21 protein-coding genes and 1 tRNA gene are annotated in these 24,523 nt (G+C 37.0%); 7 read left to right on the top strand and 15 right to left on the bottom strand.

Translation table 11 applies throughout. The features are described from left to right. Positions 1-92 precede the first annotated feature (92 nt). Together Q8M41_RS17565 and Q8M41_RS17570 are read right to left on the bottom strand one after the other, a co-directional pair. A complete protein-coding gene (locus Q8M41_RS17565; RefSeq protein ID WP_305366610.1) occupies positions 93-1,142 on the bottom strand; it encodes a TerC family protein in 1,050 nt (349 codons plus the stop codon). Between the two features lie 2 nt (positions 1,143-1,144). After that, the gene (locus Q8M41_RS17570; protein WP_305366611.1) at positions 1,145-2,116 is read right to left on the bottom strand and encodes a polyprenyl synthetase family protein; all 972 of its coding nucleotides are present in this window, start codon (positions 2,114-2,116) and stop codon (positions 1,145-1,147) included. A gap of 178 nt (positions 2,117-2,294) precedes the next feature. On the opposite strand from Q8M41_RS17570, the gene Q8M41_RS17575 reads away from it, so the two are divergent. From Q8M41_RS17575 to Q8M41_RS17590, 4 genes are all read left to right on the top strand, one after another. Then, positions 2,295-2,381, top strand: a tRNA-Ser gene (locus tag Q8M41_RS17575). 184 nt (positions 2,382-2,565) lie between these two features. Further along, positions 2,566-4,611 (top strand): McrB family protein, encoded by a 2,046-nt coding sequence (locus tag Q8M41_RS17580; protein ID WP_305366612.1) that lies wholly within the window; start codon positions 2,566-2,568, stop codon positions 4,609-4,611. 5 nt (positions 4,612-4,616) lie between these two features. Then, on the top strand, positions 4,617-5,876 hold the full coding sequence (locus Q8M41_RS17585) for an McrC family protein (RefSeq protein WP_305366613.1): 1,260 nt from the start codon (positions 4,617-4,619) through the stop codon (positions 5,874-5,876). Beyond that, a complete protein-coding gene (locus Q8M41_RS17590) occupies positions 5,869-6,789 on the top strand; it encodes a hypothetical protein (protein WP_305366614.1) in 921 nt (306 codons plus the stop codon). Before Q8M41_RS17585 ends, Q8M41_RS17590 begins: the two co-directional genes overlap by 8 nt. Here Q8M41_RS17590 and Q8M41_RS17595 read toward each other — a convergent pair. The 8 genes from Q8M41_RS17595 to Q8M41_RS17630 all read right to left on the bottom strand — a co-directional run bounded on the left by Q8M41_RS17595 (position 6,782) and on the right by Q8M41_RS17630 (position 14,403). Further along, on the bottom strand, positions 6,782-7,648 hold the full coding sequence (locus tag Q8M41_RS17595; RefSeq protein WP_305366615.1) for a hypothetical protein: 867 nt from the start codon (positions 7,646-7,648) through the stop codon (positions 6,782-6,784). The two genes, Q8M41_RS17590 and Q8M41_RS17595, sit on opposite strands and share 8 nt — an antisense overlap. Before the next feature lie 279 nt (positions 7,649-7,927). Next, the gene (locus Q8M41_RS17600; RefSeq protein WP_305366616.1) at positions 7,928-8,320 is read right to left on the bottom strand and encodes a helix-turn-helix domain-containing protein; all 393 of its coding nucleotides are present in this window, start codon (positions 8,318-8,320) and stop codon (positions 7,928-7,930) included. A gap of 61 nt (positions 8,321-8,381) precedes the next feature. Beyond that, a complete protein-coding gene (locus tag Q8M41_RS17605; protein WP_305366617.1) occupies positions 8,382-8,777 on the bottom strand; it encodes a hypothetical protein in 396 nt (131 codons plus the stop codon). Beyond that, entirely contained in the window at positions 8,774-10,003 is a 1,230-nt protein-coding gene (locus tag Q8M41_RS17610; RefSeq protein WP_305366618.1) for a site-specific integrase, read from the bottom strand. The genes Q8M41_RS17605 and Q8M41_RS17610 overlap by 4 nt, the downstream gene beginning before the upstream one ends. 491 nt (positions 10,004-10,494) lie before the next feature. Beyond that, positions 10,495-11,106: a hypothetical protein gene (locus tag Q8M41_RS17615; RefSeq protein ID WP_305366619.1), complete on the bottom strand. Its 612-nt coding sequence runs from the start codon at positions 11,104-11,106 to the stop codon at positions 10,495-10,497. A gap of 710 nt (positions 11,107-11,816) precedes the next feature. Beyond that, positions 11,817-13,577: an arylsulfatase gene (locus Q8M41_RS17620; protein ID WP_305366620.1), complete on the bottom strand. Its 1,761-nt coding sequence runs from the start codon at positions 13,575-13,577 to the stop codon at positions 11,817-11,819. A gap of 209 nt (positions 13,578-13,786) precedes the next feature. After that, positions 13,787-14,170 carry a hypothetical protein gene (locus Q8M41_RS17625; RefSeq protein WP_305366621.1) on the bottom strand — a complete coding sequence of 128 codons (384 nt, stop codon included), beginning with the start codon at positions 14,168-14,170 and terminating at the stop codon, positions 13,787-13,789. Between the two features lie 47 nt (positions 14,171-14,217). After that, complete coding sequence (locus Q8M41_RS17630) at positions 14,218-14,403, bottom strand: type II toxin-antitoxin system HicA family toxin (RefSeq protein WP_305366622.1); 186 nt, start codon at positions 14,401-14,403, stop codon at positions 14,218-14,220. A gap of 288 nt (positions 14,404-14,691) precedes the next feature. Here Q8M41_RS17630 and Q8M41_RS17635 point away from each other — a divergent pair, with 288 nt between their 5' ends. The 3 genes from Q8M41_RS17635 (at position 14,692) to Q8M41_RS17645 (ending at position 17,680) form a co-directional block, all read left to right on the top strand. Continuing rightward, positions 14,692-16,416 (top strand): FAD-dependent oxidoreductase, encoded by a 1,725-nt coding sequence (locus tag Q8M41_RS17635; RefSeq protein WP_305366623.1) that lies wholly within the window; start codon positions 14,692-14,694, stop codon positions 16,414-16,416. Between the two features lie 59 nt (positions 16,417-16,475). Continuing rightward, positions 16,476-16,997 carry a neutral/alkaline non-lysosomal ceramidase N-terminal domain-containing protein gene (locus Q8M41_RS17640; RefSeq protein WP_305366624.1) on the top strand — a complete coding sequence of 174 codons (522 nt, stop codon included), beginning with the start codon at positions 16,476-16,478 and terminating at the stop codon, positions 16,995-16,997. Between the two features lie 134 nt (positions 16,998-17,131). Beyond that, positions 17,132-17,680, top strand: coding sequence for a hypothetical protein (locus Q8M41_RS17645; RefSeq protein ID WP_305366625.1), 549 nt, complete (start codon positions 17,132-17,134; stop codon positions 17,678-17,680). A gap of 61 nt (positions 17,681-17,741) precedes the next feature. Here the strand turns inward: Q8M41_RS17645 and Q8M41_RS17650 are convergent, their stop codons facing one another. The 5 genes from Q8M41_RS17650 to Q8M41_RS17670 all read right to left on the bottom strand — a co-directional run bounded on the left by Q8M41_RS17650 (position 17,742) and on the right by Q8M41_RS17670 (position 24,497). After that, positions 17,742-19,331, bottom strand: a complete 1,590-nt coding sequence (locus tag Q8M41_RS17650; protein WP_305366626.1) for an exo-alpha-sialidase — start codon at positions 19,329-19,331, stop codon at positions 17,742-17,744. Between the two features lie 25 nt (positions 19,332-19,356). Next, complete coding sequence (locus tag Q8M41_RS17655; RefSeq protein WP_305366627.1) at positions 19,357-20,607, bottom strand: MFS transporter; 1,251 nt, start codon at positions 20,605-20,607, stop codon at positions 19,357-19,359. Positions 20,608-20,622: 15 nt separating this feature from the next. After that, positions 20,623-21,795, bottom strand: a complete 1,173-nt coding sequence (locus tag Q8M41_RS17660; RefSeq protein WP_305366628.1) for a kelch repeat-containing protein — start codon at positions 21,793-21,795, stop codon at positions 20,623-20,625. After that, entirely contained in the window at positions 21,788-22,729 is a 942-nt protein-coding gene (locus Q8M41_RS17665; RefSeq protein WP_305366629.1) for a dihydrodipicolinate synthase family protein, read from the bottom strand. The genes Q8M41_RS17660 and Q8M41_RS17665 overlap by 8 nt, the downstream gene beginning before the upstream one ends. A gap of 196 nt (positions 22,730-22,925) precedes the next feature. Then, positions 22,926-24,497, bottom strand: coding sequence for a RagB/SusD family nutrient uptake outer membrane protein (locus tag Q8M41_RS17670; protein WP_305366630.1), 1,572 nt, complete (start codon positions 24,495-24,497; stop codon positions 22,926-22,928). Positions 24,498-24,523 lie beyond the last annotated feature (26 nt).

The raw sequence follows: 24,523 nt of genomic DNA on the forward strand, positions 1-24,523 counted from the left end.
AACCGACATCCTGATAGCTATCAGGTGACCACATAATCGATTCCTAATCTAAATTCTGGACGCAATTTCTCAAAATCCTTGTTCCTTGCTCCTTATTCCTTGTTCACCTTCTTAGGGAACACCAGTGATGCCACAATACTGGTTGTAAGAATAAATAATATTACGAAGAGCGAATGCATGGTTGTAAAACCCCATAAGGACAACCAGTGATGGGCAAGCATTTTGATGCCGATAAATACGAGCAGGAAGGCTAATCCTACCTTCAGATAATGGAATTTATAAATCACATTAACCAGCAGGAAGAACATTGATCTTAGGCCAAGAATAGCGAAAATATTTGAGAAAAATACGATGTAAGGATCTTTGGTTACCGCAAAAATTGCCGGGATAGAATCTACCGCAAAAATAAGATCGGTAAATTCCACTATCAGCAAAACAATAAAAAGCGGAGTAACCATTTTTTTTTTATCGACCTTGATAAAGAATTTATTACCTACATACTCCGGATAAACAGAGAAATATTTTGAAGCAAAACGAACAACCTTATGGTTCTCGGTATCGATCTTCTCTTCCTCATCCCGGCTCAGGAACATGCCTACACCGGTGTAAATAAGGAATGCCCCAAAAATATACAGGATCCAGCCAAACTCATTGATGAGGGTCGAACCAAGGAAAATAAAGAGGAAACGCATCAAAACTGCGCCTATGATACCCCAGAACAATACCCGGTGATAATACCGCTCATCCACCCCAAAAGCAGAGAAAATAAGCACCATTACAAAGATATTATCAACCGATAAAGCATATTCTATCACATATCCTGTAAGGAATTCAAGCGCCAGATTTTGCTTATAAATTAGCAGACTTCCTTCAAAATTACCGGGGATAAGACTGATGTTATGAAGATGCTTGGTAGTAACTTCCTGAAGTATCGCAAAATTGTTGATATCGTGCAGTATTTCGCCATTTGTAAGCAAAAGGAAATAAAAACCTATGGCAAAGCTCACCCAGATAAAACTCATTACAGCAGCTTCTTTCATGCTAACCTTATGATCCTTCTTGTTAAAAAGACCAAGATCGATCGCCAGCATCAAAACAATAAAAAGCAGAAAGCTGCCGAAAAATATAATTTCGTTTGACATAGTTATTTTTTACGCTCAGTAGTAAACCTGACCAGTTGCTGGAGGGAATCACGGGATTCGTGTTCTGGCAGTTCATTTAAAATAGTAAAGGCTTCCTGTTGATAGGCGTCCATACGGCTTCGGGCATAATCGAGTCCACCGCTGTTACGAACAAAATCAATGACTTCAGAAACCTTATCCGACTCCTCATTATGATTTTTTACCAGGTTAATGATTCTTCTCTTTTCAGAACTACTTGCTTTATTCAAAGCATAGATCAGGGGAAGTGTAATCTTTTTTTCTTTAATATCGATTCCCAGGGGTTTCCCTACGTCATCTGTTCCGAAATCAAAGAGATCATCCTTAATCTGAAAAGCAATACCAACCTTTTCGCCAAACAGGCGCATTTTCTCGACAATTTCAGCATCAGCACCTGCAGAAGCCGCACCACATGAACAGCATGATGCAATTAATGAGGCTGTTTTCTGACGGATCACTTCATAATACACCGCTTCGTCAATATCCAGTCGGCGGGCCTTCTCAATCTGCAATAATTCACCCTCACTCATTTGCTTTACCGCATCAGATACGATCTTGAGTAAACCGAAATCACCATTATTTATCGAAAGTAACAGCCCTTTGGATAAGAGAAAATCACCTACCAGAACCGCAATCTTATTTTTCCATAAAGCATTGACCGAAAAAAATCCGCGGCGCTCGTATGAATTATCAACCACATCATCATGTACCAATGTTGCAGTATGCAACAACTCGACCAAAGCTGCACCACGATAAGTAGCTTCTGTAATTCCGCCACAAAGGCTGGCTGAAAGAAACACAAACATTGGTCGGATCTGCTTACCCTTTCTCTTGACAATGTAATGTGTAATGCGATCAAGAAGCGGAACGGAGCTCTGCATAGACGCTTTGAACTTTGCTTCGAAAGTTTCAAGTTCTGCGGCGATGGGCTTTTTAATCTCTTCGAGATTCAGCATTAATTATGGCTTGCTGGTAAATATGAATTATTCTGCAAACATATTGAAAATGCGGGATTATTTCAGCACGAAATGAAGGCAGTGACATTCAAACTTGATCTAAAATTTGTAAAATCCTGCAATATTTACAGAATTTTGATACTTTTGCATCCCTTCTGAAAGGAAAGGCTGCAGATCCGGAGAGGTGTCAGAGTGGCCGAACGAGCGAGCTTGGAAAGTTCGTGTACTAGCAATGGTACCGTGGGTTCGAATCCCACCCTCTCCGCAAAATTATCCTATAATCCCCTCTAAACTAATAAGTTAGAGGGGACTATTGTTTTTAGGGTGTTACAGAGGGGACGATTAATTTGTCTTTATTTATTAAAAAGATAACTGTTCGCTTCATTTCCTATCTTTAATTACAAATTAAAATATATTTCTCTGTATTTAAAGCTATATATTAATATGTCATGAAGGACAACGAAATAGAAAAAGGTGTTAATTTAGTTTGCGAAGTATCAAAAGAAGTAAAGGGTTTTTATGATAACCCAGAGTCGTTAATTAGTGCGCTCAATACCGTACCAATTGACGAATTAGATAAATGCTTAAATTATTATACTGGTAGAACTGGTGTAATAGTGGATTTACGAAAAGAAGTCCTCAACTATTTACGTGCAGGAAAAAAACTTAATTCTGAAATACTTGATAACTTCATTAATAAACACAGGAGTGGAAAAGAAAACCAATTTCGCTCTTATAAACAATGGTTTAGCATATTTTATCCCCCTATAACGTTCTATGGTCACAATAAAATAAGAAAGTTTATTGAAGATTTTATTAAGCAATTAATAGACGAATTGAAGCTTTCCAATTATGTAAAATCTACTTATTTCGATTTTCAAGGAGCTCGGCAACAAGGGAGTGATCGATTATGGTTAGCCATCTATAATAAAGAACAAGAGTCACAATCATCTGGAATTCAATTTTTTGTAGAATTTTATAATGGGAAAATAGCATATGGAGTTTACAGACATAGTGATAAAAGCTATTTAAAAGAGCGAGTTCTATTAGATAAAAGTGATTTTAAATATGATGATCTATTAAAATATTTTAAAAGTGCAATTCCAATTCTTAAAAACAACACGCCTGAAAATGTTTCAGGCACCTCAGTTGATAAAGTTCAAAGCGAAATTTCAGAAAATTTAACAGAAAATTTGAACGTAATATTATATGGTCCTCCTGGTACCGGTAAGACCTATGAATTAAGTAAATATTACTTTGATAAATTCACCTCAAAAAAATCTACTGTCTCTAGAGAAGAGTTTTTAAAGACTTTTGTCATTGATCTGTCTTGGTGGGAAATAATTGCCTTGGTTCTTTTAGATATTGGCAAAGCAAAAGTTGCGGATATCTTTAAACATGAATTGCTAAAGCTTAAAGCATCACTATCAAATTCTACCACCGTTACTCCCACCATTTGGGGACAGCTTCAAAGTCACACTATAGAATCAAGCGATACAGTAAATGTTATCAAAAGGAGCTCCCCTTTAATTTTCAACAAATCAGATAACTCACATTGGGAGATTCTTCCTGAAGAAGTAATACAACAGGCACCTGAATTATTAGAATATCAGAAAGAAATCCAAAACTTTAGTGAGGACTCTACTATTGAAATCAAGAGGTTTGAATTTGTTACATTTCATCAATCTTTTACATATGAAGACTTTATTGAAGGGATTAAACCAAATTTTGACGCTAAGGAAAATGATTTAACATATATAATTGAAGATGGAGTATTTAAAAAAATATGTTTAAAAGCTAGAAAAGACCCTGACCAGAACTATGCGATTTTTATCGATGAAATAAATAGAGGAAATATCTCTCAAATATTCGGAGAGCTAATAACACTTATTGAGGATGACAAGCGTGAAGGGGAAGAAAATGAATTATCGACAGTACTTCCTTATTCAAAAACAAAGTTTAGCGTTCCTACAAATTTGTACATCATTGGGACAATGAATACAGCTGATAGGAGTATTGAAGCGTTAGATACAGCCCTTAGGAGACGATTTAGTTTTATTGAAATGGCGCCTAAACCTGAATTAGTAAGAACTGCAGGAAAAACCTTAGATGGCATTTTGGATGGAATAGATCTTTTTCAGTTATTGACTACGATAAATAAAAGAATTGAAAAATTGTTGGATAAAGATCATATGATTGGTCATAGCTATTTTTTATCCGTGTCTAACCTTACTGACTTAAAAAAGGTATTTCAGAATAAAATTATACCTCTCCTTCAAGAGTATTTTTTTGGGGATTTTGGCAAGATCGGACTAGTTTTAGGCTCTAATTTCTTCGAATTAAACAATGACTTTGATAATGAAGAGTTTTTTGCACCTTTTGATGATTATGAAAGTAGCTCATTAAATGAAAGAAAAATATATAATTTTCAAAAGGTTGTAGAGATGAAAGATGTAGATTTCATTAATGCTATTAACATATTACTTAGAAAATAAGTGTTTTGAAAAGTACACCCTATCTAATTACCGTGTTTGAACATGAAAGTCTACGAACAGATCAGGGGGGGAAAAGACTTAGCGATATTGATTTAAAAATATTGCAAAAGTTTTATGGTGAAAAAGGTGTTCCCTACTATAGTTTAATCCATAATGGAGTTAAATTTTGTGAATACGTTGGAGTTATTCAAATCGGGGGAAAAGTCATAGAAGTTCTACCCAAAGCAGATAAGCATAATGACAAAAATTCTTGGAGAAAAATTTTAATTGGAATGCTCCAGACTGTAGGAGTTTTCGACATTCACGCTCCCACCACCAGTAATTTAAATTTAAAATCTAATTCTATTTTGGAACTTTATTTTGAATTATTTATTAAAGAACTGGAGTATCTTATTCATAGTGGTCTAGTCAAAAAATATAGAAAAACAGAAGGTAACCTTACAACGCTTAAAGGAAATATTCAATTTTCAAAACACTTAAACTTAAATTTAATTCATAAAGAACGTTTTTTCACTAGATATACCACTTATGACCATGAGCATAATATTCATTCAATTTTATACAAGGGAATAAAATTGTTGTGTAAAATCAATACAAGTGAAAAGCTTAAAAGTAGACTAAGTTCATTAATGTTGAATTTTCCTGAGATGCCAAATATTGCAATAACTGAAAAATCCTTTGAAAATATTGTCTTTGATAGAAAAACTGAGCATTACAAACGTTCCCTTGATATCGCTAGAATAATTCTTTTAAACTATCACCCCGATGTAAGCAGAGGCGAGAATAATATTTTAGCATTAATGTTTGATATGAATGCTCTTTGGGAGCAATTTGTGCATTTGAGCCTACGAAGACATAAAGCTAAAGAAAATACGATTACAGCTCAGAGTATAAAATATTTCTGGAAACCATCTATGGGACGTCACTCAAAGATGAAACCAGATATTGTAATTAATAAAGATAAACCAGATTGTGCTGTATTAGATACAAAATGGAAAAATTTAAATGGGAAAAACCCTGCTCCTGAAGATTTAAGACAGATGTTTGTTTATTTAAAATATTTTAATGCAAATAAAGTAGCATTAATATACCCAGGAAATGAAGACGGTAATAGATCAGGAACTTTTTATGACGAAAAAAATGGATCTATTGGCAAACAAGAATGTAGCATTATCTCTGTCAAAGTGAATAGAGATATTAAACAATGGCAAAAAGAACTTACTAATCAGATAAATAATTGGTGTAATTTCCATTTCGATGAATAAAGCTGATGAACTGAAAATTTTAAATAAAATCTATGGTAATCAAACTGATTTGAAAATACAGGATCATGAACAACCGGATTTTATAATGTCAACGAACCAATTGCAATTTGGAGTTGAAATAGTGGAATTTTACGATTCAGAAACTAGTGCAAGATTAAAACATATTCCAACCTACCATGACGAGTTATTAGATAGAAAAAATTTTAGAAATGGTGATGAAAAAGTTTTAAAAGTTGATAAAATCAAATTTTATAAAAACTCTGAATTCGTTTTTGAGGATATAGCTATTATATCCAGACCCCCGACTTTACGTGTTATTGGTCAACAATTTTTAAAAACCCTTAAAACCAAAAATGAAAAATTTAAGAAGTATGATGAATCATTAAAATATATAAATCTTATCATTTACGACACAGAAGAGAATTTTAAGAGCATTAAGCAAGAAAATTTTTATAGTGAGTTTATTACTCCTGAGATTTTTAAAGAAATAATCGGTTCTCCATTTAACGAAGTATTCCTTATTGCGAATTTTTCTGATGGTGATTTCTATTTGAGATTAAAAGCCCATATTTTGATCGCTAGGCTATATCTCTATAATAATTTTATTGTGACAAAATATTCTTTGAAAGCAGAAGTAATGGCTACTAAAATCTTCAGTCTATTAAGATTATCAGGGTTTGACGAAAGATTAAAACTAGATAATGAATTAAATTTACATTATGCTGGGCTACAGTTTATAATCAAAGATCATGATGAAGGTTTAAAAATCTTAATCGACGAAAGACGGATGCTCCCAATCCTTGAGCATAAGTTAACACCTAATCTTAATATAGATAATTCTACTGCAGAGATTGAAGATTTTCTTAACAATAACACTTTCACAAGCTCTTTGGGATTCCCATTAATTAACTAATAGAACTAGATAATTCCTTATTCTTAGCATCCAATCGATTATAAAGCCTAATACTTTTTTGATTTAGGGGTATAAAATGTAAAGTGCCATAATCGGTGTAATACTCTTTAATATTTTCACCATCCAGCTTATAGGCATTATCTAAAAAGACCTCACCCCCTGAGTAATGAGTGTATAGTGCCGATACCATTTTAGAACAGTTCCAGACTTGACATAAGAATGTATCATTGTTCTTTGAAATATACTTTGTTAAATAGTTTTGAAGCTTCCTTAAATCATTCTGCTTAATTTTCATCACATTGAAAGCTGATGAAGGCTTGTAGTCTGGGTTAGTTGGTTTAACTCCATTCTTTTTCTGTAGTTCAAGCCAATAAACCCAGTATTTATTAATATCCCAACTTTTATTGGTTACCAGATGAAAATGAATATTATTTTTGAACGTCTGGTTCTTAGTTTGTCTTTCAGCAACCCAGAGATATTGAAAGTTTACCGTTCTCTTTTTAGTGTTGTCAATGAACTTTCTTAAAATCTTAACTGCCGTTAGATCATCCACATTATTAGCAAAAGTTAAAGTAACAAAGGTCAGATTAGTGCATTGTCTGGAAAAAGCAATCAGTTTATCTTTAATCTTTTGCTTAGTTCTGGGAGACATTGATTTTAGTTGAATTTCCTTTGGCAGATTAATCTCTCGCTCCAATTGTCTCTTTCTGACTTGCATTACGGTTAATTTTTCATTTTTATGGCAATTGTTTTGTTTCTTCCGACATAGTGAAGAGCCTGTAAATTTTTCCTGCACTGGCTCTAAAGTGCTATCATAATCAGTTACAAAGGTTCTTCCGTAGGTATTACTAGTTCTCATTAAAAATCTGAATCGTTACGCGTTTAATAAATATCATAAAGGTTAATTTTAAAGGTTAAAAAAAAAGCTACCGACTAAGTAGCTTCTAAAAAGGCAGGGATTGGATCTCCCTTCTTAATTCGTGTAAGAAAATCCCTTGTTCGCCTGTTATAGATATTCATGTACTCCCAATTCGGGAATTTCTGACTAATAAACTTTTCAAACTTGTTAATCTGATGAACAAAAGCCCATTTTTTTACCTCTTTATTTGGAAGGAATACAATTATTGAGTAATCATTTTTATGCTGCATGACTACCCCCCTTTCTCATTACAGAAGTAAAATTTCGTTCTGTCAATGCCTGATCAACTTCTTCCAGTTTGAAACGGACTTTACCACCAATACGATAAGATTTGATTAATCCTTGCTTAACGTAACTGTGTAGAGTGGGCAGAGAAATCTGGAGATATTTTGATACTTCCCCACGAGTTAAATAATTGCTTCCTTGAGAGAAGGATTTAGAGTTTGGTTCTGATTGACCAATCTTGGAACCATTGAAATACATTTCAGAGCCAGAATTTAGTTTTCTTCCTAATTGCTCCTCGAATAGCTGAGTAAAAAATTCCTTGAATTCTTGCTCGCTGACACCTTGAATGAACAAGGCATTTTGATTATTATTTTTTGCTTTTTGCATACCTCAAAAGTAGGTATGAACTCAGGCGAGCGTTAGTCTGGGGTAGTAAATGGGGGTACTCCTATTTTCTCTTTTTTAACTTAACTATATCATTTTCAATGGTTTTGGAAATCTGAGGTAAGCCCACTTCCCTAAACAATTCAATTAATTCAGTTAAATGTTTTTCATTCTTTATTTCTTGTAACTTGTCGCCGACAAAGTTAGGAAGTTCTTTTCTGATGTTGTCAGCATTGGCATTTAGTAAAGATTCCAAGAGGAAAGAATTTTTCCTGTCTGATAAATTAAACGTATTCAATATCCCCAAATAATGAAGTATCAATAATTGTTTAGGCATAGTAGATTTAACAGATTTAACAGGTTTACTAATATTGCCCTGAATCTGATTTTCAAGATCTTGAATTCGCGTCCTTAACTCTCTATCTGTAAGGTTAAGGCCAAACATTCCTTTTATACTCATTTGAAAAATGGATGGTCTAATAATTTATTTGCGTTTTGTTCCTGAGTAATTCGAATATACTGTAAGAATACCTTCTCAGATTTATGTCCGATAATCTTCATTATCGTAATTGAAGGAACATCAGCAAGATAAAGATTTGTTGCAAAACTTCGTCTGGCGGTATGACTACTAATCAACTCAAATTTTTTGGAAATTGTTTTAAGTCTTTCACCTCCTTTTGTTATTCTGGTTTCTACTTCAGAATGAATCTCCGCCTTCTTTCCAATGGTCTTTAAATATTGATTCGTATTCTGGTTTGAAATAGGCTTAGGTAGTTGATAATTATATTTAATTAGAATATCATTAACAACCGTTCCAATAGGTATAACAACCGTATCTTTTACTTTTTGAGTTCTGATTTTAAGCTTATTCCCTTCAATAATATTTTCCTTTTTGATTTGGGAATAATCAGAAAAACGAAGTCCGGTAAAACAACCAATCAAAAACAAATCTCTGGTTCTGTCTAAATATGGTTGATCACTCAAATCAAGATTCACAATTTTCTGTATTTCATCACTACTCAGATAAATTTTATCAGATTCTTCTTTAAAGCTTTTAAACTTCTTTTTCTTGAATTCAAGATTCTCATTTAATCCTCTGTCTGTGGCATCATTTAACATGGTTTTAAGCGTCTTTATATTCTTTCCTATGGTATTTGTTGCCAGTTTTGCTTCATTGATTAAATAGGCTACATAATCATTATAGAAGTTTAAATCGATTGTATCAAAATCAACCCGCTTCTGCTTTAGTTTAGCATAGTTCTTCAAATGGTTAAAAGTGGAATTATACACTTGCAGACTTCCCTTTGCTTTAAATGTTTTACCCTCCTCTTTATATTTCTCTATGAACTCAAAGAGAGTAATTCGGGACTTTTGGAATTTGAGTTCCAATTCAATCTCTAATTCATGTTTAAGCAATTCAGTTGTAACCGGAATTTTATTGTTCAATAACCTTCGGTATGAATTATTAATTGCCGTTTCAAAATTTTTCAATCTTGAATTAAACTCTGCATGTTCCGGAAAATTTTTAGATTCTTTAGCTTTTTGATCGTCAAAATTCCAATACTTCGGTAGTATCTTCTCTCCGGTTGAATACTTGAATCTTTTATAGTTGAAATTGTAAATAAGGTAAACTAAAGTCTTTTCAGTTGACTTAGGTTCTTTGAGTATAAATCGAGCTTCTGCCATGAGATTATTGAAAGCTCTAAGGTGAAAAAAATAATATTAGGGTGCAATAGAGGGGACGAATAAATTTGTTTTGACCTTATTTAGCTTTATTTGCCCATACTATAAACTGCATATAAAAGCTATATAGCAGTATTTTAAAGTATGATTCAGTAAAAAATGATAAAAATGGTTCGAGTTCCACCCTCTCCGCAAGACAAATGCTGTTCCACCTTTGGTGGAGCGGCATTTTTTATTTGGAGATCGTCAAGCTCGCTTGAACGATCGGAAAATAAAAATGCCGGCAAGCGCAGCGACAGCATTTGGCTTGACAATTCCCCCTTCAGGGATCAATGAAATTAATCCCACACTCCCCTAGCAAGATTTAATGCACAATTATGTGGTTGGTGATAACACCGACCACAAGGAAAAGCTTTACCAATCTTAAAGACGAGCGGGCCATAGGTCAATTATTATATGAGGCTTCGCCTCCACAATAACTGACCGTTAACAGCCTATTTGCTCGCCACCGCTGGAATCTTCACAACGGGATGACTGTACTCCGCCAAAAGCAGTAATTCCTTATCAATCTTAATTCGCCACTCCTTCTGCTTTTCAGCGGAACTGTAGCTATCGTTATCGAATGCTACCTGCTGAGTTTTATATTCTTCGGTTAGTGAACGGATTATCTTGGGAACCTTTTTGCTTGCCGCAGGTATATTTAAGTTGACCAAAATATAGGCTCTTCTCATCTTTCGCGCAAGCAGCTCGGTCATGTCGAAGTGCAGTTGCTCATGTTCTAGATACCTGTCAGTTTTCCAATTGGCATTTACGGAGGATAGAAAGCGGTTGAAGGTCGCTCTTAGCATTAATGATATTGTATCTGGCGATTCCTTGGATCGAAGATACTCTCTCTGAATTCCAACTCTGCTTACTGCAGCTGTTCCGGGTATGCCCTGTACAGATTTATGAAATGAGGTCCCTCTAAAATCTTCCCAGCTTATTTTATCTTGCTCATCCCAATACATAAATTGCTTCTCTTTTATTTTCTGGGCGGAGGTAATGCTTGCCACCAAAATAAGGATCAAGAGAGGGAGAGCTGCTTTCGGAGAAAAAAGGTTCTTCAAGTGTTAAGTGTTATCGATTGGGTGATAAATATAGAAAATAGAGGGTAGTTTTCAACGTTGGTTACATTAATCCCGGCAATACTTCTGGTGCTTACAATTTGCTTTAGTAGTTGCTTCGGCGTTATTTGGATAAAATCAAGAGGGATGCGGCTTGATATCGTTTCCCTTTTTTAATGGTAGTAAATTTTCGCTTATCATTCAGACCATTTAGATATTATTTCAAATAGTGACTGTAATAGTTTAATCAGGTTTACTATAGAAATTAGATTTCCCCACGTAAATGATTTAAATTGTTTAGAACGTTTCATTAGACCGAACTGTAAACGGAGCTTTATTGCTCCATATGGTTAGTGTCAGCAACCTTTATCTTTTTTCGTTTAAACAAATTTTTTTTAAAGTCAACATCTTGTACAGGCTTTCTTGGTGGAAGGATTTAGTAGTTGAGAGCGACCATAGTCAATTAATATTGTCTATTAATGAAACAAATAGTATAGTGAAACGCTTAAATAGCATATATATCAAGCTGTTGTAAGCTTGCAATTTCGGGGAAGTTTACAAAACGATTGGAATGCAAAGTTAAGTGGTCGGTGACAACACCAACCACAGGGAAAGCAAAATTTGTCTCACTCAGCGAAGTTCCCTCCCGCGAAGGGCGGATCGGGATGACAGTACCTTTAGTGGCAGTAGCTTTATTTTAGTCGATTGCTCCTTCAATCAATTTTCTCCATTTCAACCCAAAATGGAAATATGTTTTTTGAGCCAATACTATAGTATGGCCTCAGTTCGCAATCCATATCGGTAAAGAAAACGTTATTCATCTCGATTATATCTGCACCCTCTTTATTATTTTGAATTTGTCTTATTAAGGTATTCGCTTCCAGATACATTCTACCATTGGCTTTAAGCGGCTTAAGGAATTTAAATTTTATATTGTAATATCCTTTCTGAATACTAAGCTTCCAGTTACCATTAATTTCTTCCTGCTCCCAAATTCCACGATCTCCTCCCGCATCATTACGGTTGAGTATAATTGGATTTTCGAATTTGCTTCCAACGATGATAGGAGGTTGAATGATGAGGTTTTTAGAGCTTATCAAGTCATTGTATGTCCTATCAAGCTCTTGCTTGAGGCTAGCTGCAAGATCTTTGTTTTCCAAAACGATATTTTTTTGTTCATATACATCCTTGTCAAGATCGAATAACTCAAATTCCTCAATTTTGGCATTATAGTCTGTATTACCAACCAATTTAAAATTTCCTTTATGCAATGACATTTTGGAATATAACTCTGGAAATCGCCGTGTCCAGTAAGTAAACAATGACCTATTAGCCCAATCTGCCTGATTTCCTTTAATTAGTGGTACCAGACTTTTACCATCAATTATCCGATCATCAGGTAATTCAACATTACAAAGCTCAGCCACCGTAGGTAAGATATCCAAATGAGCAGCCATAGTTTCAATTTCTTTATTCTTCCCAAAAGATGAAGGATATTTAATATAAAAGGGGACCCTTATTCCTCCCTGATAAACATTTCCCTTCAAACCCCGCATACCAGCCACATATCTCGTTTGCTGAGGACCATTATCAGTCATAAAAATAATCATGGTGTTTTCTGCAATATTTAATTCATCCAGTTTCTTTAAAAGTTTTCCGATGTTGTCATCAATGTTTGTGACCATTGCATAAACTTTTCGGGCATCCTCTTTATCTTTCTCCGTCATTTTAGATAGAGGTTTCTTGTCGCCTTTGAAACCCGAAGCCGGATCAATGTCTTTGTATTGCGAATAGTACTTTTCAGGTACCTGTAATGGGGTATGAGGAGCGTTAAATGAGAGGTAACAGAAAAAGGGGGCTTTCGAATTTTTACTGATAAAATTTATAGCCTGCTCTGTGAAAATATCTGAGCAATAACCCTGGTAGGTTTCCTTTATATTGTTGTGCCAGAGTATAGGATCAAAATAACTACTATCTCCTTTAAAATAAGTTGTAATATCGCCCACCTGGCCCATTCCACCCGAGAGATGGATCAGCGATTCGTCAAAACCCTGATCGCTGGGTCTACTTGGATAGTTATCGCCTAAATGCCATTTGCCAAAGATGCCAGTTTTATAATCTGCTTTCTTTAGCAATTCTGCAATTGTGACCTCACTTGAAGCCATTATTGCTCCACCATTATAGGTATCTCTTACGCCTGTACGCAACGAATAGCGCCCGGTCATAAGACTAGAACGGGTTGGGGCACAAACCGGCGATACATAAAAATTATTAAAACGAATACTTTCAGCCGCAAACTTATCAATCACGGGGGTCTTAACGTGAGGATTTCCTGTGATCCCGAGATCCCCGTAACCCTGATCATCGGTTATGATTATAATAACATTTGGATGTGGTTTTACTTGAGCAAAACTCCCTGCAGAAAACAATAACAGAGAAATTGCAATTGCTTTATGACTATTTATAAATATCATTTTCCGCTTTTTTAAGCTTGCTTAGGTGTGCAGTTTGTCTAAAAATCAATTCATTATTATCGGTTGAACTGCAAACTAAATATAAGTGATTTATAAGGATAAGGAAATAGGTTTTGGTTTGTGGGATTAATATTTCGAAAGGAAGTGCAGATGACCGGTATGGTGACAACACCAACCGGAGGGAAATAACACCACCCGTAGGTAATTAATTATACGTAGTCAAGCTCCATCAGCTCTTTCCCAAATTCTTTTAACCCCCTGGTAATCTTTGAAACTTGCTTGGGTGATGGTTCTTTACTACCATTTATGTATTGATTCAACAACTGAGTATTCATTCTGATTCTTTGACTAAACGCCTTTGCGTTAATCTCAAAGTAATCGAACACTTGGGCGATATCCAATTGAATAATTATACTTTCCAAAGTAACAAGATCTTTCCCCTGATGCTCGAATAATAAATTGAGTGCTTCTATGGCATTTTTCTTCACTTCTGTAATGGTTGAACCAACTGTTACCGCATTGATGTAATCATCCTTCGCGTATGCAGAGTACCCAGTATCTGTCTTCTCCACTATAAAGATGTATGTTTTCATTTTATTGAGTTATTTATATTTATATCATGTCCCAATATGAATGGGGATTACTTCAAACCAGCCCATTTTTTGATTTTTATTTCAGTTCCATTTGCCATTTCTTTTGAACCTCCATCAGGAAAGGTCATCAAATCTCCATCTGGTCTTACAAGGATCACGTGACTTCCCTTACCTTGCCGTCGAACAGCTATCCCTGCTCTTTTTAATTGTCTTAATAAATCACTGCATTTCATTACTCCTCAAAAATAAGCACAAATGTAAACTATAGTATACTTTTTTAATACAAATGTATAATATTTTATACTTTTAATCTTACGGGTTGGTCTTCTTGACCTGACATTTCAACCAATTCCCTACTTAACTAAGATTAATTTTATTGGAAGTGCAACACAATTTTCGTCTCCTTTCATACGGTTTACGGACAAAAGAAAGTGCCAGAAACATATTATTCAGAAAACACAAATATTTCCTTAGTTTTAGTTTAGTTGTATTTCAATATTGATAAAATAGATTTTATGTATATGATAAATTTTTCTCCGAAGTCCATTAAAAGAATCGGTATTCTGCTGGTTACTCTGATTTCATGTGTAAATCTGTCCACTTTCAGCCAAAACATTCAAAACTTTGATATCGTAGTTTATGGTGCCACATCAACCGGTATCAGCTCGGCAATTCAAAGCTCAAGAATGGGGAAAAAAGTGATATTAATTGAGCCTACAAACAGAATCGGCGGACTCACAACCGGAGGACTCGGGCAAACTGATATTGGAAACAAACAGGCAATCGGCGGTTTATCACGAGAATTCTATCAGCTGGTAAAAGCCTATTATCAAAAGCCGGAAAACTGGATCTGGCAAAAAAGGGAGACTTATAAAGATGGCGGACAAACAACCAGTGCAGCACACGAAGATGCGATGTGGACCTTTGAACCATCTGCCGCATTGAAAATCTTCAAGGAGATGTTGAGTAAAGAATCAAACATAAATCTGGTATATAATCAGCGTTTGAATCGTAAAAATGGAGTTAAGAAGACCTCAGGAAAAATAACATCCATACAAATGGAAAGCGGGCAAGTCTATCAGGGCAAGATGTTTATCGATGCGACCTACGAAGGGGATTTAATGGCTGCTGCCGGAGTAAGTTATACCGTTGGGCGTGAATCCAATGATCAATATGGCGAAACGTTAAACGGTATTCAGGCAAACAAAATTAGTCTGACGCTACGCAGAACCATTTCAATGAATACCTATAATCATAACTTCATTGAAGGGGTTGATCCATATATTAAGAAAGGTGATCATAAAAGCGGACTACTTCCATTTATTACTCCCGGAAAGCCGGGAATTGATGGAAAAGGAGACAATAAAATCCAGACTTATTGTTTTCGCATGACCTTAACGAATCATCCCGATAATAGAATACCATTTGCTAAACCTGCTGGATATAAAGAACTGGATTATGAATTATTATTCAGAAACTACGAAGCAGCTGCAGGTCCGGTAGAAAAAATGTACGACTATGGCGACCCATTGGTCCCATGGATAAATTCGGATATGCCTAACCGTAAAACAGATACCAACAATCAAAAAGGATTTTCTACTGATTTTATCGGCCAGAATTATGACTATCCGGAAGCGAGTTATGAAGAGCGCGAAAAAATTGCTGAACGACACCGAAAATATCAGCAGGGTTTAATGTGGTCATTGGCCTATCATCCCCGAATTCCTAAAAAAGTTCGTGATGTGGTATCTACCTGGGGCACTTGCAAGGATGAATATGAAAGAGAAGATGGCTGGCAGGGACAATTATACATCAGGGAGGCAAGACGTATGATCAGCGATTATGTGATGACTCAAAAAAATTGCGAGCGCCTGCTTGTTGCAGAAGATCCGGTTGGAATGGGTGCTTATGGTATGGATTCACACAACATCAAACGTTATGTGGATGTGAATGGTTTTGTAAAAAATGAGGGCAATGTTGAAGCACATGTTGCAAGTCCTTATCCGATAAGTTATAAATCGATTGTTCCGAAAAAATCTGAAGTAAACAATCTTTTTGCACCTGCCTGCTTGTCTGCAACTCACATCGCCTTCGGATCCATCCGTATGGAGCCTGTTTTTATGGTGCTGGGACAATCCGCAGCAATTGCCGCCAGTATTGCTATCGATAAGAATTACAGTGTACAGGATATTCCATATAAAGAATTGGAAACAGATCTTCTAAAGTATAAACAGGTGCTTCAGTAAGGTTCTAAAATTAAGATCTTCTATATAGGGAATCTAAACTTTGCATTTTTTATCATGTTATGAAAAAAAATCTCGTTCTAATTACTTTTTTTTCTCTAATCATTCTATTCACTCAAAACTTATCCGCAAGGGATAATAATCAGGCTGGCTGGAAAGCCGAGGTAGCGAGTGTAATTATTACTCCTGAAGAATCGATGTGGATGGCTGGATTTGCAGCCCGTACCCGTCCGTCGGAAGGCAAACTTCATGAACTTTGGGCAAAAGCACTCGTATTTGAAGATGCTGCAGGCAAAAAAGCGGTGCTCATCACTACTGATCTCTCAGGCATTCCAAAAAGTATTTCAGATAATATCCGGAACCGTCTCGAAAAAAGCTTCAAGCTTTCACGAAGTCAGATCATTTTCAACACTTCCCATACCCATTCAGGTCCGGTACTGCAGGATGCGCTTCATGCACTTTATCCGCTTAATGAGCAGCAAAAAGAGGCTATCAGGATTTATACCATAAAGTTTGAAAATCAGATCGAAGCATTGGTTAAAAAGGCTTTAAACTCCATGATGCCTGTCATAATACGGTATTAAGTGGTTATGAATGGTCGGGAGATTATGCCGGCTATGCCCAGATTCAGGTAGAAAAAGTACATCCCGGCGCCACAGCCTTATTTTTTCAGGGCTGCGGAGGTAACCAGAATGCATTGCCACGAAAATCAGTCCCATTGGCTAAGCAATACGGACAGGAACTGGCATTAGCCGTAGAGGCAGTACTCGAAGGGGAAATGAGAAAACTCGAACCACGTTTGAAGACCGCCTATTCAGAAGTAAATATTGAATTTGAAAACCCACCGAGTAAGGAAGAGTTAAACCAAATGCTTGTCAAAGAAAGCGGTTACATCAGGAACTGGGCTCTTGAAATGATCCGGAAATACGAAAAGGGAGAACGCATATTGAACAGCTATCCCTATCCTGTTCAATTCTGGCAATTGGGCGATCAGTCGGTGGTTGCTCTTGGAGGTGAGCCTGTTGTGGATTATGCGATCAGACTTAAAAAGATCTTCGGCCCTGAGTTGTTTGTGATGGGATATTCAAATGATGTGATGGCCTATATTCCAACTGTTGAAATTCTGCGTGAAGGTGGATATGAAGGTCATACGTCCCAAATGGCATTCGGATTGCCTGCAAAATGGAAAGAATCAATCGAGCCAACCATCATGCGGGAAGTTATAATTTTGGCTGAGCAGCTTGGTATAAAGGCAAAATCTAAATGAGCCAAAAAGGTTTCAAATTTAAATTGGCATTTATGGCTAGAAAAACACCAATTTAAACGTCCTAATTCAAAACATCGCTCACCGGCACTCTCATAAAATACAAATCACCTGAGCCTTCATAAACAATACCTAAGGTGTTTTCTTCAATCCTTGTTAAGGAAGAATATCCATAGCAGGGGCGTTCGTCAAGTAAGAGCTCATTGGCAGAACGCCAGGTGTTGCCCAGGTTAAGACTTGCTTTGATTGTCATATTTTTCCGTGCAATCTGGCTGGACACATTACTGAAGAATAAAACCTCATCTAATCTGCCATTTACATTCACAACACCTTTAATAAGACTTGCCATACAAACTGGATCAGGAAGGGCTTCGTTGGAAGTAGGATGTTCCAGCCAGGTTTTTCCCATGTCTTTTGTGGTAGCAACCCTTCTGAATTTTCCGCGGTTATCGCGCATATTCAGCATCAGGGTACCAGGGGTAGTTTCAACAACCTGACTTTCAGTAGTATTTGATTTGGCACCAACTCCACTTTTCCAGGTCTTTCCATGGTCTTGACTATAAATAATGGAGGAGTGAGGCATTCCGGGTTTTTTACTTTCATCCCAATATTGGGATGGAAAAACGAGGGTACCATTTTGCATGACCATTCCATTACCGGGGCCATTGAAATAAATATGCCATTTGGGATCTTTTACCTGTGAAGTAATATTATAGGGCTCCGACCATGTTTTACCATCATCATCGCTGCTTACCATCACCATCTGACCTGTTGTCTCCGGCGAAAGACCGGGCTCTGAACCGGCAATTGACCGGTTTCCTTTACTCCATAATGCGGCTACCCATATTTTTTTAGTAAGGGGATCAATCAATATGGCCGGGTCTCCAATTCCACTATTTTCATGAGGAGGACCCATATCCATGATTATTTTCATCGGCTCCCAAGTCTGTCCTCCATCTGTACTGCGGCTCATCCCAACATCAATATTTGCAGGAAGATCACGAGAATTTACATAGCGAATATCATACACGGAAATCAACGTTCCCCTTTCTGTGGTGGCAAGCCCGGGAATACGATAGGTATGAGCGCCATCATCACCTGCCTTGCGGAAAGCAATACCTAATCTTTTTGTAAAATTGGCCTTCCCGCCTGAGCTATTCAGAGCTTTGCTAATTTTATGAATAGATGTTCCGGTACTTAATGCGGAAGCACGAATTGTTAGCTGCTTTGATAAATCGGCATTGCTTTTAACTACCGGACTGATCCATATAGTATGTAAGCCGGCCTTAAAATTAACATCAATGGGAACAGTTACTTTCCCCGACAGATCTTTATTTGAGCCAAGAAGAGTTGCACCAGTTAAAAAAGCACGTTCATTATCCTTTCGGATATAAACATCTATCCTTTCAAGAGCATTTACGGCATTTTCATCCAAAAAGCATTGAACACTTTTATAGTTGACTTCTGTACCCTCCTTTACATAAATACGTATCTGAATTGCCTCATTATAAGTATCGCGGATAATTAGAGGAATATCTGCATAAATCGCTGAAAGCTGCGGAGCTGACGTATCTGTTGTTTTATTTATTGGCGAGCAGGCTGAAATGACAAGAGCCAGAAATAGCAGACAAAAATTAACAGTTTTAGGTTTCATAATTAAGGTTTTAAAATCAATACATTTATTGACTTTCATACGCTGTAAAGTCGTTGCTTTTTGGCCGTAAAAAGGAGACCTGTACGATCAGAGCAACAAGAACAATTCCCGCAAGCATGGCAAAGTCATTTCCGAGGTTGCCCGCATCTGTTGATTTCCCTAAAAGATTGGTGATATAAGCTCCGGCAAAAACACCAGTCATGTTCATAACGCCATAGGCAGTTGCCCGATGTTTGGCAGAAACAAACTGGCAGAGTATTGGCATATTATTGGCATCGAACATCCCAAAACCAATCCCAAAAAATGCTCCTGCCCCAATCACATGAACAAGGCTGTCGCCAAATCCTAATAAAAGCAAAGAAGGAATGGTCAACCCAAGTCCGATTGCACTGGTATAAATTCTCCCTTTCAGATTTTTCTGAACCCATCGGTCTGAAAGAATTCCGCCTAAAATCACGCCTATAAATGAGGAAGCAGCAATGGTAATGGTTGACAAGGGACCAGCCAGGGTCATTGGAATATTTAAGTTTTCAGCAAATAAGGTAGGGAGCCAGTTTTTGGTCGCCCAGCCTGGTAAACTAGGAATAGCAAAATAAAAAAGGATGATCCAGAATGAGACATTGGTAAAAAGCAGGGCTAAACCGCTGAAAAGCGAAGATCCTTTCTTCAGGTGAATCTGATCAATACCTTCAACAACTTGTTCAGAAGATGTTTTATCACGCAAAAAGAATATCAGGATCATTGAATAAATGATACCGATAAAACCGAAGGTATGAAAGGTCGCTTGCCATGAGTAAGCATTTGCCACTGTTGCACCAAAGCCTCCCAAAGCTTGTCCCATGTATAAACCTGTCATATGAATTCCAATAGCGAGCGACCTTGTCTTGGTGCTGTGGAAGTCGGCAATTAAGGATAAGCCTGCAGGAATATATAAAGCCTCACTAACTCCCATAATCGCTCTTAATACGTAAAGCTGATTAAATGTGGTCGCAAATCCCAAAGCAAAAGTTACTCCCGACCAGACAAATAAACTCCCGATTATGAGCCATTTACGGCTGAATTTATCAGCAATAATACCTGAAACAGGACTCATAAAGCCATATATCCATAAAAATATAGCCATGAGATATCCAAAACTGGCGGCAGATTGAAGTTCTGAAATATCAATTTGCATGGCAGGGCGCATGGTTGCCAGTATCTGCCTGTCCATGTAATTCAGGAGAGCAACCACCCAAAGTAAGCCAACCAGTATCCAGGGATAATTTTTCGAGTTCATATCTGTATAAGATTCCTAGAAGACAGGCTTCCCCAACATAATATTTGGTGTTCTGATCCCCGGCTTAATTTCGCCACTAGATAAAACAATGGAGTCGCCCCATTTAATAGCGGTAGTAGTTACATGCGCGGGAAATGGAAGTTTTCCGATCTTATTCCATGCATTTGCTCTTGTATCATATACTAAGAGTCCTCTGTCGAAACCCTGGTGATTGATTACTAATTGATTTTTCTTAGCAGTTAAGACTTGTTTTTCCTCGGCAGATTTAGCTTGAGCAATCTGAACCAGATAGGTTTCAATTTTGTGAAAAATGTTGCCATTATCCCCGCCTGCGATCAATAATAAATGATCAGAGACTGCAATTGCGGCACCGGCTGAAAAATTTATAGTACTTGCGCTATCAAAAATTGGAGATCCGTAATTCCAGGTCTTTGTTTGCGGATTGTATATAAGTAAGGTATTGTACAATGTACTGATACCTGATGAATCCTTTGAACGACCACCAATAACATAGATATTTACTCCATCCGGACCATTCTGTAGCACTGCTGCTGAATTTGCCAGGGCAAGGGGCATATCCGGAAGTCGCTTCCATCCTTCCTCCTTTGTATCCAGATCCAGACTTAAGAAAGCCTTGGATGAAACGCTTGGGCCATCACCTCCAATCGCATAAACCACATTCCCGATATTGATCAGAAAAAGATTGGTTAAAGGGTTTGGCAGATCAGGGAGTGAAAAAATCAGCAACCTGTCTTCCGGTGAACTGAATTTAATCAAAAAAACTTTTCTAGACAGTCCTGCTTCGTTTTCACCTCCCGCATAAACAATACCTGACTTGGTGGATGTATTCCCGCAATATGCTATTGGCACAGGTAATTTTGCTTTTATTTTTTTGTTCCAAAAATACTTACTACCCTGTTTCTGAAGGATGTGAATTTCATCCGAATAAATTTTTTTTCCACCTTCCCATGGCATTTTATTAGGAAAATTAGCACCTCCAGCAATTATTAAAGCATGATCATAAACAGCACTAATAGCCCCAGCAACACCTATTGACCCGCTCCCATCTGCATTTTTCAGGGTGGCAATCTTCTCCCATTGAATAGTTGCAATAGCATTTTCTTGAGAAAAGCCCTCTAAGTTTATGAGCATGATAAAAAGAGAAAGAGAGAATAAAAACTTATTCATAATTAGTTAGCTGGTCATTGCAGGACTTGAATTTATCGAAACCAAGTGCTTCAACATCGAGTTTAAATGCTTCGAAATCCTTACTGCTCATATTTTTAACCGGGAGTCTGAATTCACCACAGTCCATACCTGCCAATTTCATATATGCTTTCCCAACAGATATCCCGCCGTATTTGCCCAATAAGCGAATAAAATCAATTGATTTTTGCTGTAATTCCCCAGCCTTTTTCAAATCATTTGTATTAAATGCTTCAATCAGCGCATAATAAATCGGAGCGATATAATTAAATGTACTCCCCACCGAGGCCTTTGTTCCAAGTGCTAGAGCGGAAAGCATATTCTCATCGCGTCCCCACATCATATCATATTTGCCATTTTGAAAATTCATACAGGATTGAAAATCCATAAAATCTTCATGCGTATATTTTATTCCTGCAAAGTTAGGAATCTGCCCATCAATAGCCTTCAACAGGTCATACATGGCAATATTCACTCCTGTTAGAACGGGTATATGGTAATAGTAGAAAGGCATATTCGGAACTTGCTCTGCTACCGCTTTGCATGAACTTGCAAGAACCTCCGCATTTGCAGGTTTGAAATAAAATGGTCCAGTAAATGATACGGCATATAATTCAATTTGTTGTGCATGCCTTGCGAGGTCAATACAATCAGCAATACATGTTCCACCCAGAAACATCATGACTTTAAACTCTTCGTCATGATTTGAACACGCTGCCCACGCTTCTGCGACAGCTTTTTTCTCGGCAAGTGTCAACGAAACACCCTCACCGGTAGATCCGCAAATAAAGGCACCAGTAACGCCATTCGACTTTAAAAATTTATAATAATCTGGAATTAATGACAGATTTACCTCACCCATATTATCAAATGGAGTAAAGGGGGCAGATATTAAACCTTGCAAATGGTCTTTCATTTTACATAATTAATTTAAGCACCTATAATGTGCTTAGCTATATTAAAACTATTTATCAGGATTATCAATACGGTTCGTTCATTTCGCAACTATTGAATCTTCACTGACTATATCAGAGCCATAGCGATCTGATTATCAATCGGAATAATACAAATTGCAGAAGCTGTTTTTCAACTCCTGCAATTTATTAAACTTATCAGGTTCCCGGATAACCTGTATTTTGATCATTTTTCAAAGTTTCATCACTAGCCAGAGTGCTCCTATCGATAGGCCATAGTACTTTATGAGCTTCAGTACCTTTATCAAGTACACCTACAAGCGGAAGATCTTTCCTGAAAACCAAAGGTTCAGCAGAACCATCCTGCATGCGACGCAGATCGTACCAACGCTTACCTTCAGCAACGAACTCCTTCCCTCTTTCCTCAAAAATAGCCAGCTCATTTTGCTCAAATGACCCGCTGATAAAAATTGGTGCAGCTGCAGCACCATGGGCGCGAACCCTTATCGTGTTGATTTCAGTAGCAGGGCTTTCTCCCTGTTTATTTTTTATTTCAGCCAACAAAAGATAAGCTTCCGCCAAACGGTAGATGGGGAAATCATCCGAAAAACTACGGGCACCTTCAATAAAGGTTCCAAGGAACTTCCGGAGATTCAGTGCTTTAACTGTCCCCTTATTAAAGTTTAAAAAAGTAACATTCGCTCGGGTATCTGTAGTACCATATTTTGAATAAAGTTCATATTTGTATTCATAGCGGATGATAGTACCTCCACCGGCAACCTGCAATGGATCACTTGAAGGAATTGCGACACCTTTATCATCAACATAGCCACTTAAGGGATCAGTGATTGCATAGATAAACTGTCCATAGTTATTTGTTGCTTCTCCTTGCTGATATCTTAAGGCAAAGATGATCTCATTATTACCACGACTTGCAGCTACAGCTGCTGAATTAAAAACATTAGCAAATGAAGGCTGCAAGCTGAACTTGCCAATAACCTGTTCAACAACTGTACGGGCAGTTGCCAGATCTGCTGCTGTAGTAGTTGGGGCACTTCCATCAATTTTAACTTTCGCCGACCATAAATAAACTTCTGTTTGCAACATCTGACTGGCAGCTAATGACCACTGAGCTTTTTGGAATTTAGTTGTGTAATTAGCGGCAAAGCTGCTGACTGATTTATTCACATCACTCTTGATAAAATCCAAAGTTTCCTTCTCAGTTTTAGCACGTGCTAGATATGCGTCCTTGGATGTGGACGGGGTATTAGTTATGACTTTCGGTTCAAGGGCCAATGGCACTCTTCCATAGGTACGATAAAGTTGAAAGTAATAATATGCTCTCAATCCATAAGCTTGTCCTAAATAATAAGATTTATCAGCAGCGCTTAAATAATCTGCCTTTTCAACCTGAAAAATAAAATTGTTAACCTGAAATATCGGTCCATAAAAACCTGCCCAATCGCTGATTCCGGGAGATGATTCACGAATATCCTGCCGTATAACTGCGGCAGAGTTTAGGGATGCTGTACCTGTGAAACTGGTACCCTCACGAAGGGTTCCTCCTCTTAATTCACCCAAGGTGAATATGGTGAATTGAAAACCTCTTAACTGGTTATGGAGTCCTACCATTGCTCCATCAACCTGTGATGTTGTTTTCCAAAAACTTTCACTGGCAAAATAATCTTCAGGAGTTAAATCCAGCTTTTGGCATGCGCTGAAAGTAAGGATCAGCACAATACTTAATATACTTCTATATATCTTTTTCATCTGTTTATTTTTTGTTTTTTTAATAT

Source organism: Daejeonella sp., assembly GCF_030684675.1.
In the GTDB taxonomy this organism is placed as follows: Bacteria; Bacteroidota; Bacteroidia; order Sphingobacteriales; family Sphingobacteriaceae; genus Daejeonella.